We start from the raw sequence: 13925 nt of genomic DNA, 5'->3' as shown, positions 1-13925 counted from the left end.
TGCAGCGCGCCTGGAGCGCGCCGCCGTGGGCCCTATCCTCGGATTTGCGCCCCGTGGTCGCGGCTCAATGCCTCAACCACGCGGGCCACCACGTCGTCCACGTCGCGGTCGGTCAGCGTGCGGGATTCCTCCTGCAGAATCAAGCCCATAGCGAGACTCTTGAAACCTGTTTCCACGCCCTTGCCCTGGTAGAGGTCGAACAGCACCAGATCCCGCAAGGACGGGCCCGCAGCCTGCCGGATGCCACCTTCCAGCTGCGCCCATTGCACGTCCTGCGCGACGACGAACGCGAGGTCCCGGCGGACGGACGGGTAGCGGGAGACGCGGCCGGCGACCGGCACGGCGCGGCGCTGCAACGGACGCAGGTCGACCTCGAAGGCCACCACGTCGACATCCAGCTCCAGCGCGCGTTGCAGGCGCGGGTGCAGCTGTCCGATCCAGCCGATGTGGCCGGCGCTCTCGCCGTCGATCCGGTAGACATCGGCCGAGCGGCCCGGGTGCCCCCAAGGCGCATCCGAGGGTCGGAACTCGAGCTCGGCGCCCGATGCGGCCGCCAAGCTTTCAAGATCGCCCTTGAGGTCGTGGAACCCGACGGGCGCGGCCTGTCGGCCCCACTGCTCGGCAACGGCATCGCCGCAGGCCACCGCCGCCAAGCGCTGCGTCTGCACAGGCGCCTCGCCCGTGCCCGCCTGCCGGAATACGTGGCCCAGTTCGAACAGTCGTACCCGCGGCTGCTGGCGCGCGGCATTGCGGCCCAGCGCATCCACCAACCCCGGCAGCAGCGCGGTACGCATGACCGCCAGTTCCGCGCTGAGCGGGTTGGCCAACGCAACCGCACCACCGTCCCGGCCCCAGCGCTTCAGCAGGTCGGCCTCGACGAACGCGTAGTTGATCGCCTCCAGGTAGTCGCGGGTGGCCAGCTGGCGACGCACGGTAGCCTCGTCGATCATGCCTTCGGTCGGCACGACGAGCCGCGCGGCACCGGCCGGCAGCGTGGTCGGCACGGCGTCGTAGCCGTGGATACGGGCGACCTCCTCGATCAGGTCTTCCTCGATCGCGATGTCGAAGCGACGGCTCGGCGGCGTGACCTGCCAGCCGTCGTCCACGGCCTCCACCACCAGCCCGAGTGCGCGCAGGATGCGTTCGACTTCGCCGTCGGATACCTCAAGCCCCAGTACCCGCGCGAGACGCGCACGGCGCAGCCCGATCGCCGTCGGCTGCGACAGCGCACCGGCCACCGTCGCCTCGACCACCGGACCGGGCGTGCCACCGGCAATGTCCAGCAGCAGGCGGGTCGCGTACTCGATCGCGGTGCGCGGCAGCTCGGGGTCGACGCCGCGCTCGAAGCGGTGGCCGGCGTCGGTGTGCAGGCCGAGCTTGCGACCACGGCCGATGATCGCCGCCGGCGCGAAGTGGGCCGACTCCAGGAACACGTTGCGGGTGGCGTCGGTCACGCGCGTATCCAGCCCCCCCATGACGCCGGCCAGCGCCACGGCGCGGTCGGCATCCGTGATGACCAGGAAACCGTCGTCGACGGTGACCTTGCGGCCGTCCAGCAATGTCAGCGTCTCGCCCGCGCGCGCCTTGCGCACGCCGACCGGGCCCTTGAGCAGGTCGCGGTCGAACGCATGCATCGGCTGCCCAAGTTCCAGCATCACGTACTGGGTGATGTCCACCAGCAGCGACACCGGGCGCACGCCGCTGCGGCGCAGGCGCTCGGCCATCCACAGCGGTGTCGGCGCGGCCGCATCGACGCCTTCCACGACGCGGCCGCAGTAGCGCGGCGCATCGTTGCCGGCGTCGAGTTCGATCGCCAGCCGCGCGTCCGAAGTCGCCGGTACGGGCGCAACGTCCATCGCCGCGACTTCGGCATTGGACGCAGCCGCCACGTCGAAGGCGATGCCACGTACGCCGAAGCAGTCCGCGCGGTTGGGGGTCAGCTTGATCTCGATGCTGGCATCGGGCAGCCCCAGCGCGGCGGCCAGCGGCTGGCCGACCTGCGCGTCGGCCGGCAGTTCCATCAGCCCCGACGCGTCGGCGTCCACGCCCAGCTCCTTGGCCGAGCACAGCATTCCCGCCGATTCCATGCCACGCAGCTTCGCCGCCTTGATCGCCATACCACCCGGCAACGTCGCGCCGACCATCGCCAGCGGTGCCTTCAGGCCTGCACGCGCGTTGGGCGCGCCGCAGACGATCTGCACGGTGCCCGAGCCGGTGTCGACCTGGCACACCTGCAGGCGGTCGGCCTCGGGGTGCTTCCCGGCCGACAGGATCTGCGCCACGACCACGCCGTCGAGGCAGTCGCCCAGCGGCGTCACTTCCTCGACCTCCAGGCCGATGGCCGTCAGGGTCGCGGCAAGCTCATCGCGCGAAGCGGTGGTCGGGACGTGTTGGCGGAGCCAGTTTTCGGAAAACTTCATCGCGGGTCATCCAAAGCGCGAGGCTTTTGAACCCTCCCCATTCGGGGAAGGAAGGCGGTCAGGCGAACTGGCGCAGGAAGCGCACGTCGTTCTCGAAGAAGCTGCGCAGGTCGTCGACTCCGTAACGCAGCATGGCAAAGCGCTCGACGCCCAGGCCGAACGCGTAGCCGGTGTATTTCCCAGGGTCGATGCCGACGTTGCGCAGCACGTTCGGGTGGACCATGCCGCAGCCCAGCACCTCCAGCCAGCGGGTCGAGCCGTCGGGCTGCTGCCAGGCGATATCGACCTCGGCCGAGGGCTCGGTGAAGGGGAAATAGCTCGGGCGGAAGCGCATCTGGAAGTCGCGCTCGAAAAACGCACGGACGAACTCGGCCAGCGTGCCCTTGAGGTCGGCGAAGCTCGCGTGCTCGTCGACCAGCAGGCCTTCGACCTGGTGGAACATCGGCGTGTGGGTCTGGTCGCTGTCGCTGCGGTAGACCTTGCCGGCGGCGATCATCCGCAGCGGCGGCGTGCCGCCCCGGGCCAGCAGGTCCTGCATGTAGCGCACCTGCACGCCCGAGGTATGCGTGCGCAGCAGGCGTCGGTCGTCGCCGCTTTCAGTGGACACGTAGAAGGTGTCGTGCATCGCGCGCGCCGGGTGGTGCGGCGGGAAGTTGAGTGCCTCGAAGTTGTGCCAGTCGTCCTCGATCTCCGGCCCGTCCGACAGCTCAAAGCCGAGGCGCCCGAAGATGTCGGCGATGCGCTCGAGCGTGCGGCTCACCGGGTGCAGGCCGCCGCGCGCGCTGTCGATGCCGGGCAACGTCACGTCGATGGTTTCCGACGCCAAGCGCGCATCGAGCGCCGCGTCGTCGAGGGCGGACTTTCGCTCGGCCAGCGCCGTGCCGAGGGTGTCGCGCGCGCGGTTGATCGCCTCACCGGCAGCCTTGCGCTGGTCGGCAGGCAGCGTGCCCAGTTGCTTGAGCTGGGCGGTGACCGAGCCGGACTTGCCCAGCAGCGCCACACGCAGCGCCTCGATCGCCTGCGGCGAGTCGGCGGCGGTAATGTCGGCCAGGGCCTTGGCGGTCAGATTCTCGATATCACTCATGCGCGGGTTCCTGTCACGGGCGCAGTGCCTGGGCTTTTGCAGGAGCGGCTTCAGCCGCGAACGGCCGTTCGGTCACGCGACGTGCCATCCCATCGCGGCTGAAGCCGCTCCTACGAAAACCCCTGCCCCAAAACGAAACATGGGGAAGGACTTGCGCCCTTCCCCATGCGTGTACTTCAGTTGTCCGACCGCGCGCACCGGCAACCGGTGCATCGCGGCGCGACACCTTACGCTGCGAGCGCGCCCTTGGCCTTCTCGGTCAGCGCGGTAAAACCGGCTGCGTCGTGCACGGCGATGTCCGCCAGCACCTTGCGGTCAAGGGTAATGCCGGCCTTCATCAGGCCGTTCATGAAGCGGCTGTAGCTGATGCCGTTGGCGCGGGACGCCGCGTTGATGCGGGCGATCCACAGCGAACGGAAGTTGCGCTTCTTCTGCTTGCGGCCGATGTAGGCGTACTGCAGGGCCTTCGTCACCGCCTGCTTGGCGACGCGGAAGACCTTGCGGCGGGCGTGGTAGTAGCCCTTGGCCTGCTTCAGGATTTTCTTGTGGCGGCGACGCGCCTGTACACCACGTTTAACTCGTGCCATTGCTCAGTCTCCTCACAAATACGGAAGCATGCGGTCCAGACGGCCCGCGTCCTCGGCACGAACATGGTTCGTCTGCCGCAGGTTGCGCTTCCGCTTGGTCGCCTTCTTGGTGAGGATGTGGCTCCGGTTGGCGTGGCCGCACTTGTACTTGCCGGAAGCGGTCTTCCGGAAGCGCTTGGCCGCGCCCCGATGGGTCTTGATCTTGGGCATTGCGATTTCCTTTCGGAGGTTTCGTCACTGGCGGGGGCGGTGGCATCGCCACTCTTTCCGTCCTGCCCTGCCGGCTTGTAAGTCGTTGATCCAGAAGGCATCAATCGACCGGTCCTGATGGTGCGTACAACGTCCCGGCGAACCGGGCCGCGCATTATGGCAGCGCGGGCTTTCCCTTGCAAATCATGCGGTTCCAGCCCCGGCCCCGCCCGCCGGAACAACGAAGGCGCCCGCAGGCGCCTTCGACGGTGGCCCGGATCGTTCCGGGCCGGCTGGGCGGCTTCTGGCCGCTCAGGTCTTCTTCTTCGGCGCGATCATCATGACCATCTGCCGGCCTTCAAGGCGCGGGCGCGACTCGATGACGATGTCCTCGCCCAGGTCGGCCTCGATGCGGGCGGCCATTTCACGGCCCAGCTCCTGGTGGCTCATCTCGCGGCCACGGAAGCGGATATTGACCTTGACCTTGTCGCCTTCTTCAAGGAAGCGGCGCATGTTGCGCAGCTTGATCTGGTAGTCGCCCTCGTCGGTGACCGGGCGGAACTTGATCTCCTTGATCTCGACCTGCTTCTGCTTCTTCTTGGCCGCGTTGGCCTTCTTCTGCAGGTCGAAATTGAACTTGCCGAAGTCCATGACGCGGCAGACCGGCGGGTCGCCGTGCGGCTGGATTTCGACGAGGTCGAGCCCTTCCTCCTGGGCGAGCGCCAGCGCTTCGTCGCGCGTCAACACGCCGACCATCTCGCCATCACTGCCGATCACGCGCACGCGGGGCACGCGGATCTCCTGGTTCTTGCGGTTCCGCTTGTCGGGGGTACTGATGTTGCAATCTCCGGTGTGGATCGAAACCGGCCACGGGTGGTGGCCGGGCTTGTACTGGTGCGGTTCGCGGACTACGCGGGCCGCTGAAAATGGATCAACGCACGTGCTCGTCGTGTAAACGCGAGGCGAACTCGGCGACGGTCATCGTCCCCAGGTCCTCCCCTCCCCGCGTGCGTACGGCGACCTGCCCATTATCCCGCTCGCGGTCGCCGACCACCAGCAGGTAAGGCACGCGCTGCAGCGTGTGCTCGCGGATCTTACGGCCGATCTTCTCGTTCCGCAAATCGGCCTCGATCCGTAGCCCTTGATTTGAAAGGGATTTCTGCACGTCGGCGACATAGTCGGCCTGGGCGTCGGTAATATTCATCACCACCGCCTGGACCGGGGCCAGCCAGGGCGGCAGCTGGCCGGCGTGGTGCTCGATCAGGATGCCGATGAAGCGCTCCATGGAGCCGACGATGGCCCGGTGCAGCATCACCGGGTGGCGGCGCTGGCTGTTCTCGTCCACGTACTCGGCGCCCAGGCGGCCCGGCATCATGAAGTCGACCTGCATGGTGCCCAGCTGCCACGTGCGGCCGATGGCGTCCTTGAGGTGGTACTCGATCTTGGGGCCGTAGAACGCGCCCTCGCCCGGCAGCTCCTGCCACTCCACCCCGGCGGCGCGCAGGGCGGCGCGCAGCGCCTCCTCGGCCTTGTCCCAGGTGGCGTCGTCGCCCAACCTCGGCTCGGGGCGCAGCGCGATCTTCAGCTGGATGTCGGTGAAGCCGAAGTCCGAGTAGACCTGCATGGCCTGGCGGTGGAACGCCGTGACCTCCGCCTCGACCTGCTCCTCGGTGCAGAAGATGTGGCCGTCGTCCTGGGTGAAGCCGCGCACGCGCAGGATGCCGTGCAGCGCGCCGGAGGGCTCGTTGCGGTGGCAGGCGCCGAACTCGCCGTAGCGGATCGGCAGGTCGCGGTAGCTGTGCAGGCCGTGGTTGAACACCTGCACGTGGCCCGGGCAGTTCATCGGCTTGAGCGCGTAGGTGCGCTTCTCCGACTCGGTGAAGAACATGTTGTCCTGGTAGTTGTCCCAGTGGCCCGACTGCTTCCACAGCGACACGTCCAGGATCTGCGGGCAGCGCACCTCGCGGTAGCCCGACTCGCGGTAGACGCGGCGCATGTGCTGCTCGACCGCCTGCCAGATCGCCCAGCCCTTGGGGTGCCAGAAGATCAGGCCCGGGGCCTCTTCCTGCAGGTGGAACAGCTCCTGTTGCTTGGCGATCTTGCGGTGGTCGCGCTTCTCGGCCTCCTCCATCCGCTGGATGTAGGCCTTGAGCTGCTTGGCGTCGGCCCACGCGGTGCCGTAGATGCGCTGCAGCTGCTCATTTTTGGAGTCGCCGCGCCAGTAGGCACCGGAGATGCGCGTCAGCTTGAAGGCCTTGAGGAAGCGCGTGTTCGGCACGTGCGGGCCGCGGCACATGTCGACGTATTCCTGGTGGTGGTAGAGGCCCATCGCCTGCTCGTCGGGCATGTCCTCGACCAGCCGCAGCTTGTAGTCCTCGCCGCGCGACTTGAACGTGGCGATGACCTCCTCGCGCGGCGTCACCTTCTTGATGACCTCGTACTCGGTGTCGATCAGCTCGACCATGCGCTGCTCGATCGCCGCCATGTCTTCGGGCGTGAAAGGCCGCGCGTTCCAGATGTCGTAGTAGAAGCCGTCCTCGATCACCGGGCCGATGACCATCTTGGCGTCCGGGTAGAGCTGCTTCACCGCGTGCCCGACCAGGTGGGCGCACGAGTGGCGGATGATCTCCACGCCCTCGGCGTCCTTGGGGGTGATGATCCGCAGCGTGGCGTCGTGGTCGATGACGTCGCTGGCGTCCACCAGGCGGCCGTCCACCTCGCCGGCCACGGTGGCCTTGGCCAGCCCGGCGCCAATGGACTGGGCCACGTCTATGACGGACACGGACTGTTCGAATTCGCGGCGGCTGCCGTCGGGGAGCGTGATCGTGATCATGTGGGCATTCGGATCTTTGGGAGCGGCGTGTGCCGCAATCTTCGGGGGCATGCAGCGCAGCGGATGCGCGCGCAACAAAAAAGCGCCGCGAGGGCGCCTGTGTCCAAGCAGCCTCGGGCGGTTCAGCAGGGGGCGGTGGTAGTGCTCATGTCGCACGCTCGGCCGGCGTTTCCGCGGGCCACCCAGGTCTGGGAGTCAGGCGGCGATTCTACCTACACCCGCCCGGTTGCGCGCCAGCGGGCCCGGGCCGGGCCGCCAGCGACGCGCCTCAATGCACGAACGGCACCGTCGACCCGGTGCCGGGCCCCTGCCACACGCCCTGCCCCATCGCGCGCGGGCAGATCGCGACGTACGTCGGGATCCACTGGTAGTTCACGTACTGGCTGATCGGCGCCCAGGTTCCGGAGACGGGGTTTACCGCCACCCAGCCATGCATCGGCATGCCCTCGCTACAGAACACGAACGGGTCGTTCATCCGGCCCACCGGCATGTAGGTGCCTTGGCCCGAAGCGGCCTGCGGTCTTTCCTGCGCGGTGGGTGCGAGCGCGGGGACCAGCAGCAACGCCAGCCCGACCCCGGTCACCATTGCGTGCCGTGCGCGCGCCATCTGTTCACCGGGGGCCACTGAAACCTCCTGCCGACTTGACCACGTCCTCGACCGGAGCCTGCTGCGATAACCGGCCGGCGGCCTGCAACTGCGGAACCGCCAGGTCAGGCACCCGCCCCTCGGCCGTGTCCCTGGCGGCGGGCTGCGCGACGGCTGCCTGCGGCACCTGCCCGGTCGGACGACCCGCGGCGTTGAAGCTCTGGGCGTTGGCCCCCGCTGCGCCGCCGCCAAATTGCGAGTAGCCGCTGAAATGCCCCATCGTGCCGCCAAAGAACGCCGCGGCCATGGGCGGCGTCATCACCAGCAGCACCGTGAGGATCAGCCCCAGCCCGCCCTGCTGCATCGCCATGCTGCTGACACCGGCGGTGCTCCCGCCCGCGTCCAGGCTCAATGCAACCAGGTACTGGGCGGCAAACGCGGTGGCCACGGCCAGCACCATCTTCATTGCCACGGCGACCATGAAGCTGAGCACCCCGAGGGAGAACATGGTGCCGATGCCGTAGTACAGCCATCGGCCGAACAGCGACTTCGTCGGTTCAAACAAAAGACTGAGGATGAAGAGCGGCCCCAGACCCACGAACAACGCGAGCGCGATCTTGTAGAGCAGCAGCAGCGCCCCGCCGACTACCGACGGTCCGGCGACTCCAATCCCGGTCATCCACAGTGCACGGTCCTTGTCCTCTTTCAGCCCCTGCTGGTCCATCGCCGCCAGGGCATCGATGCCGACCAGCGCGAACTGCATCTTGTCGAGGCTCTTGTCGATGAGGTCGGCCGGGGCGTCCTCGCTGCCGGTCACGACGTACGTGATCTCGCGCGGCATGCCGTCGGTAAAGGTCCGGTAGAGGTCGGAACTGCCGAACGACATTGCCGTGGCCGCCGACACGATCAGCACCGAACGCAGCGACCCCACCACCAGCACCATCAGCGAATCGCGCGACCGGCCCGTCATGATCTGGAAGCCCTGCCACAGGATCCACAGTGTCAGAAGCACCAGTGCCGCCCCTCCGACCCAACCGAGCGTCTCACCCAGAAGGTTGTCGCGGAAGGTTTCGACTTCGCTGTCGAGGAAGTCGAAGATCAACTTGAAGAACGCCCACTGCGCCACCCCGTCGAAGACGGCGACAGGCGCGTGCAGCAGGCGGGCGGTCATGTCCATATGCCTCGTGACTCCATCAAATGTTCGCCAGTTCGACGTACCGGCCGTCTAACGCCGATCAGCTGCCCGCCGGACGTGGTGGCGCCCTTCAGAATTCATGCCGCTGGCGCGTCTTGGCCAACTCAAGCGCGGCCTTGAGCGCCGCGCCGCCGACGATTCCACCCACGATGCCGCCGGTGCCGAGGCCTCCGCCGTCCTTCTTTCCGTGCAGCGCATCCCGCGTCAGCCGGTCCCGCGCCGCAGACAGGTACGCCAGCCGCGCCTCGTACGCATCCATGTAGGTCCGGTACTGCTGGCGGTCGATTTCCATCAATGACATCAGGGCGAGCAGCTTGTTGCTGTTGTCCTGCAGCCGCCCCTGCTGCTCTTCCTTCAGTCCCTCGCGCTCTTCCTGGATCGCTTCGAACCGCTCGTAGCGCGTCCGCGTGAGCTCATGCATCTTCAGCGCGTAGGTGTATCGCGCCAGCTCCGTCTTGACGATCTCCTGGCACAGTTGGTGCTGCTGCTTGAGGACCGCGCCCTTCCCTGCTGGTGCAGGGCAGCGCTTGTCCTGGCTGATGCTGACGGTTCCACCCGGATTGTTGGCATCCAGCTTCACCGCCGGCTCGTCTGCCTCCTCGCCCGCCGTTTCGTGCTTGCCCAGTGTCTGCAGGTTGTCGAGGCGCTCGTTGGCCTTCTCGCGCAGCTCGTTCTCTTCCTTCCACTGCTGCTGGCTCTCGCGGATCAGGTCACGGTCGATCACGTGCCATTGCGCGACCGCCTGACCGGTCCATGCGCACGCGAGCAATGCCACCGTCCACATAACGGGGCGGCGGTGCATCAGGGAGGGGCGGGCATGTGACGTCATTGGCGACCTCGAAGCTGTGGGCGGCTGGATTCGCATGGGGTGGCACCCGTCAGGCGGGCGTGGCGTGCATTGCGGCGTCGGGCGCGCGCGGCGCGGTGTCCGATTTCGCAGGACGCCTGCCTGACCCCTTGCGCTCGGCGTAGAAGCGTTCGAGCCACTGTTCGGGTCGCAATGCGTTCGCGGACGTGCCGTGACGCAGCGCCTCCTCCGCCAGCACCCGATGCATGACCTCGATGTTGTCGGTGGACGCGGAGATCACCGACAGCGCGTCGTCCATGCCGCGCAGGTTGAGCTGGCAGACGCTGGACGCATGGCCCTGCTTGACGAGGAAGCATCGGGAACGCTCGTCCAGGTTCACCACCACCTGGTATTCCGCGTCGGTCAGCTTCAACCCGTCGACGTAGTCCTCCCGGCTGGCGTTCGGATTGGGAAGCAGGATCAGCGTGGCGGTCTGCTCGATGAGTGCCGCGGCGATATCGCTGGCCAGTGCATCCTCGGGGCTCTGCGTGGCAAAGATGCCCAAGCCGTTCTGCTTGCGAATGGTCTTCTGCTTGTTCTTGGCGAACTCCTTGAGCCCGCCCTGCCCGTCGAGGATCTTCCAGAACTCGTCCATCACGTAGATCAGCGGCCGGCCATCGATCAGCTCCTCCAGCCGATGCAGCAGGTAGTTGATCACCGGCACGCGGACCTCGGGGTTATCGAGGATGTCGGTGTAATCGAAGCCGATGATGTTGGCCCGGGACAGGTCGATCGTATCGTCGGGGTTATCGAACACCCAGCCGAGCGAATGACCGACGGTCCACTTGCGCAGGCGGGCGTACAACCCGTCGTCGCCCATGTTGGGCAGGCTCTTCTGGAAGTTCGTCATGCTGCGAAGGTGACGCGGCGTGTCGAGCATGGCCTCCACGGCGCGAAAGATGTCTGACTCCTCGCGCGCCGTGTAGTCGAGCTTGCCTGCCAGCACCTTCACCAGGTCGGCCAGGAACTGGACATTGCGCTCGCTGCGCTCGCACTGGAACGGGTTGAATCCAGTTGGCTGGCCGTTGTCCAGCGCCATGTAGTTGCCACCGCAGGCACGGACGAAGATCTCCGCGCCGCGGTCCTTGTCGAAGAAGAACACCGTCGGCGCCGGCTCCAGCTTCTGCACCTGGCTCAGCAGGAAGTTGATCAGCGCCGTCTTGCCGGTGCCGGACTTGCCGATGACCATGGTGTTGGCGATCGCCTTCTCGCCCACGGAGTTTTCTGCCGGATGCGTGGCGTGGAAGTTGAAGTAGTAGGGCTGGCCGTTGGTGGTCTGGAGGACCGTCACGCATCCACCCCACGGGTTGCCGTCCTTCTTGCCGGTCGCGAAGTTGTGCAGCGGCGACAACCCCAGGAAGTTCAGCGAACTGACATTGGCGAGCCGCGTCCGGCACTTCCAGTTCCCCGGCAGCTGCGCGTAGAACGCCGCGGCCACTGCAAGGTCCTCGCGTGCGGAAACGAAGCCGGCGTTGGAGAGCTCCGCACGGGCCGTGGCGATGTGGTGCGCCAGCCGTTCCTGCTGCTCGGCGTACAGGGCGAGGCTGAAGTGGTACTCGCCGAGGACGAAGTTGCCCGACGCCAGCTGGTCCATCGCGTGGTCCAACTCGACGATCTGGCTGACGGCCTTGTCCCCGGAGGAAATCATCATTCCCTTGGTGCGGTCCAGCACCTTCAGCGCGTCCTGGCGCCCGACCGGACTGAAGGAGTGCGTGATGACGTACTCGAGGTCCAAGTACTTCAGGCCGTTGAGGATGCCCGGGTACGTGGCGTCCGAGTACTCCTTTATGTTGAGCATCGCGCCGAAGTGGTTGCGCCCATCGGGGGTGCGGATGACGAAGTCGCCGGTCTTGGCCGAGAACATGTGCCGGCTGACGGGCAGGTAGCCGGCGACCGGCGCCTCGAGCACGGGGACGGGCTCATCCACGCGGTTGAGGAGGTAGCCGTAGAACTCCAGTACCTCGGAGAACACGACCCCGTTGGGGGCTTCGTACATGCCCAAGCGGTTGGGCGCATAGTCCTTCAGGACAGCCTCGACGTTGCCGGCCAGCTCGAGCACCTTGGCGATGGCCTGGTCCTGTTCGGACTGCAGCCGGACGGGGTCGGCTGACTTTTCCACGAAGCGCTTGCCGGACACTATCGGCCGATACAGCATGGTCAGGTACAACTCGTTCTGCATGACCTTCTGGGACGACAGCGACTCGAAGTACGCATCCGACAGTTGCTGGTTGAATGCCTGGCTGAATTGTCCACCGCCCCTGATCCGACCCCGCCGGCGGACGTCGTGGACCCAGAACGCCACGTTGACGAAATCTGGTGCACGCAGCGTCTGGAGCATCCGGTTAAAGGTGTTGTGGCGGTGCTCGATCTCCCACTGCTCGCGGCCAACGAACGGCAGCCCACCCAGCCGCCACGCCAGCAGGTAGTCGCCCCCGGTGGTCTTCATCACCGTCGGCGATACATGGGTGGACAGCGGGACGAACTCGCTGATCGGCGTATCGGGATTGAACATGCTCACGGGCTACCGGGGACTTGGCGGAGAAGCGGGGACGGCACTGCGACACCTGGTCGGGCCGGCACCGCGGTGCCGGCAAACTTGAGCGCCTGTCATCGGGCAGGCCGGTCGCCCGCGGGCGACCGGTGGCCATGGGGCGAGAAAACCCAGAGCCCCTCGTGCTGCCGGGCATTGCGTACCCGTAGCCGGTGCATCCAGTGCAGCCCAAGCAACCGGAAGATCATCTCGTCGCGGCGCGCCATCTGCCGCATCACGAAGATCACGCCCGGCATCAGCAGCAGGAGCAGCAGGTTGATGTACATGGCGAGCAGCAGGCACCCGCCCGCACCGACGAAGAAGGGCACGTACGGCACGCCCATGAACATCGCCGGGCGGGTGCACCCACGGAACAGCACGTTCTTCTTCATGGATCCGAATCCGGTCTCAGGCGATCATCATCGGCAGCAGGTGCAGCATCGCCACGGGTGCATCGGGGTCGCCGATCAGCATCTTGGCGATCTGTGCCGCTGCACCGATGAGCAGGCCACCGATGAGGATCGGCGCGACGTCCGCGATGCGCTTGTGGGCGAAGGCGATCTGGTAGCCGGCGAAGATGATGGCGATCGTGACCACCGCGATCGACGCCAGGTTGAGCAGGCCGTTGATGTTGTTGAGGAAGCTGGTGACCTTGGTGTCGGTGCCGCCGTAGCTGCCTGCCTGCGCCAGCGCCGTACCGGCCGTGGCGTAGAGCGAGCCGCCGATGGTAGCGAGGTAACGCAGTTCGATGCGACGTGCGGAGCGGTCGGTGTTGCGACTGGATGCATTCATGGATCGATTCCCCTTGGTGGTGGTGTTGGAGCGGACGAGGCAGGCGCGAAGCCCGCCCCGGATTTCAGAAGACGAACGCGGCATCGGCGTCTGCGTCGGGTGCGCGTGTCGACGGCGGGGCGGTCCCCGCGGCCTGCATTGCGGGTTTGGTCAAGGTCGATACGGCCACGGCCTGTGCAGCGGTGCTGGACGCGGGCGCCCCTGATACGGACCCCGATAGAGTCGGATCCTGTCGAGCCGAAGGCTGATTGGAGGAAACATTGGCCGCCGGCACGCGGGTCGTGCGTTGAAGCGCTGTCGGGCGCCTGCTGGCAGCGTCCTGCGTCGGCGCCAGCGGAACAAACGGCGTGCCCTCTTCCACCTGCCGGTCGCCCGCGGCGCGCATGGACGCGTGGATCTTCTGCACGTAGCCGTGCCGGAAGCCGGTCACGAAGTTGCCCGAGTAGTAGCAACTGAACGCCTTGTTCCAGTCGCCCCCTGCGCGCTGACGGCAGTCGGCGAGGATGCGTGCACCGGCGGCGAGGTTGCTGCACGCGCTGAACGCCTGCACGTACCCCGCCAGGCCCTGCGCCGTCAGGTTGTGCCGGTTAACCTGCGCAAGCCCGACCGAGAAGTTGCGCCCCTTCGCTTCGAGCATTCGTGCGGTGGCTACGGCCTCTTCCAGGCTTCGCGGCTGACGCGCCAACCGCCCGCCCACGACGCCAATGGCGAACGGGTTGTACGACGACTCGACCGCCACGACGTGCTGCATCACGGCAGTGGGCACTGCGAGCTCACCGCATCCGAATTGTTCGATTCCTGGCAACACCGACCTGCTCCTTGTCCCTGCCCGCTCCTTCAGCGGTGCCTTCCCTGTGTCATG

General features: G+C 66.9%; 13 protein-coding genes. All 13 read right to left on the bottom strand.

The window, feature by feature from the left end:
• Positions 1-32 precede the first annotated feature (32 nt).
• The 13 genes from pheT to K6753_RS08595 all read right to left on the bottom strand — a co-directional run bounded on the left by pheT (position 33) and on the right by K6753_RS08595 (position 13859).
• Positions 33-2420 (bottom strand): phenylalanine--tRNA ligase subunit beta, encoded by a 2388-nt coding sequence (gene pheT / locus K6753_RS08655; protein ID WP_223676044.1) that lies wholly within the window; start codon positions 2418-2420, stop codon positions 33-35.
• A 58-nt stretch (positions 2421-2478) separates the two neighbouring features.
• The gene (gene pheS / locus K6753_RS08650) at positions 2479-3504 is read right to left on the bottom strand and encodes a phenylalanine--tRNA ligase subunit alpha (RefSeq protein WP_223676043.1); all 1026 of its coding nucleotides are present in this window, start codon (positions 3502-3504) and stop codon (positions 2479-2481) included.
• Positions 3505-3731: 227 nt separating this feature from the next.
• A complete protein-coding gene (gene rplT, locus K6753_RS08645; RefSeq protein WP_223676042.1) occupies positions 3732-4091 on the bottom strand; it encodes a 50S ribosomal protein L20 in 360 nt (119 codons plus the stop codon).
• A 12-nt stretch (positions 4092-4103) separates the two neighbouring features.
• Positions 4104-4301 carry a 50S ribosomal protein L35 gene (gene rpmI, locus K6753_RS08640; protein WP_166295503.1) on the bottom strand — a complete coding sequence of 66 codons (198 nt, stop codon included), beginning with the start codon at positions 4299-4301 and terminating at the stop codon, positions 4104-4106.
• A gap of 291 nt (positions 4302-4592) precedes the next feature.
• A complete protein-coding gene (infC, locus tag K6753_RS08635) occupies positions 4593-5117 on the bottom strand; it encodes a translation initiation factor IF-3 (protein WP_223676150.1) in 525 nt (174 codons plus the stop codon).
• Between the two features lie 94 nt (positions 5118-5211).
• Positions 5212-7113 carry a threonine--tRNA ligase gene (thrS, locus tag K6753_RS08630; RefSeq protein ID WP_223676041.1) on the bottom strand — a complete coding sequence of 634 codons (1902 nt, stop codon included), beginning with the start codon at positions 7111-7113 and terminating at the stop codon, positions 5212-5214.
• Between the two features lie 268 nt (positions 7114-7381).
• Complete coding sequence (locus tag K6753_RS08625) at positions 7382-7738, bottom strand: hypothetical protein (protein ID WP_223676040.1); 357 nt, start codon at positions 7736-7738, stop codon at positions 7382-7384.
• Entirely contained in the window at positions 7725-8870 is a 1146-nt protein-coding gene (locus K6753_RS08620) for a TrbL/VirB6 family protein (protein WP_223676039.1), read from the bottom strand. Before K6753_RS08620 ends, K6753_RS08625 begins: the two co-directional genes overlap by 14 nt.
• 94 nt (positions 8871-8964) lie before the next feature.
• Complete coding sequence (locus tag K6753_RS08615) at positions 8965-9723, bottom strand: hypothetical protein (protein ID WP_223676038.1); 759 nt, start codon at positions 9721-9723, stop codon at positions 8965-8967.
• Positions 9724-9772: 49 nt separating this feature from the next.
• Positions 9773-12253: a VirB4 family type IV secretion/conjugal transfer ATPase gene (locus tag K6753_RS08610; protein WP_223676037.1), complete on the bottom strand. Its 2481-nt coding sequence runs from the start codon at positions 12251-12253 to the stop codon at positions 9773-9775.
• Positions 12254-12348: 95 nt separating this feature from the next.
• Positions 12349-12663: a VirB3 family type IV secretion system protein gene (locus K6753_RS08605; protein ID WP_223676036.1), complete on the bottom strand. Its 315-nt coding sequence runs from the start codon at positions 12661-12663 to the stop codon at positions 12349-12351.
• 16 nt (positions 12664-12679) lie between these two features.
• The gene (locus K6753_RS08600) at positions 12680-13063 is read right to left on the bottom strand and encodes a TrbC/VirB2 family protein (RefSeq protein ID WP_223676035.1); all 384 of its coding nucleotides are present in this window, start codon (positions 13061-13063) and stop codon (positions 12680-12682) included.
• Between the two features lie 64 nt (positions 13064-13127).
• Positions 13128-13859: a lytic transglycosylase domain-containing protein gene (locus K6753_RS08595; RefSeq protein ID WP_223676149.1), complete on the bottom strand. Its 732-nt coding sequence runs from the start codon at positions 13857-13859 to the stop codon at positions 13128-13130.
• Positions 13860-13925 lie beyond the last annotated feature (66 nt).

The sequence above is a fragment of the Novilysobacter selenitireducens genome, assembly GCF_020026895.1.
Lineage (GTDB): Bacteria > Pseudomonadota > Gammaproteobacteria > Xanthomonadales > Xanthomonadaceae > Lysobacter_C > Lysobacter_C selenitireducens.
This window is presented reverse-complemented; position numbering and strand designations above follow the sequence as displayed.

Excerpts from the sequence above, each read along its gene's own strand:
- pheT (WP_223676044.1), bottom strand. The coding sequence starts at position 2,420 with ATGAAGTTTTCCGAAAACTGGCTCCGCCAACACGTCCCGACCACCGCT.
- pheS (WP_223676043.1), bottom strand. The coding sequence starts at position 3,504 with ATGAGTGATATCGAGAATCTGACCGCCAAGGCCCTGGCCGACATTACC.
- rplT (WP_223676042.1), bottom strand. The coding sequence starts at position 4,091 with ATGGCACGAGTTAAACGTGGTGTACAGGCGCGTCGCCGCCACAAGAAA.
- rpmI (WP_166295503.1), bottom strand. The coding sequence starts at position 4,301 with ATGCCCAAGATCAAGACCCATCGGGGCGCGGCCAAGCGCTTCCGGAAG.
- thrS (WP_223676041.1), bottom strand. The coding sequence starts at position 7,113 with ATGATCACGATCACGCTCCCCGACGGCAGCCGCCGCGAATTCGAACAG.
- K6753_RS08620 (WP_223676039.1), bottom strand. The coding sequence starts at position 8,870 with ATGACCGCCCGCCTGCTGCACGCGCCTGTCGCCGTCTTCGACGGGGTG.
- K6753_RS08615 (WP_223676038.1), bottom strand. The coding sequence starts at position 9,723 with ATGACGTCACATGCCCGCCCCTCCCTGATGCACCGCCGCCCCGTTATG.
- K6753_RS08610 (WP_223676037.1), bottom strand. The coding sequence starts at position 12,253 with ATGTTCAATCCCGATACGCCGATCAGCGAGTTCGTCCCGCTGTCCACC.
- K6753_RS08605 (WP_223676036.1), bottom strand. The coding sequence starts at position 12,663 with ATGAAGAAGAACGTGCTGTTCCGTGGGTGCACCCGCCCGGCGATGTTC.
- K6753_RS08600 (WP_223676035.1), bottom strand. The coding sequence starts at position 13,063 with ATGAATGCATCCAGTCGCAACACCGACCGCTCCGCACGTCGCATCGAA.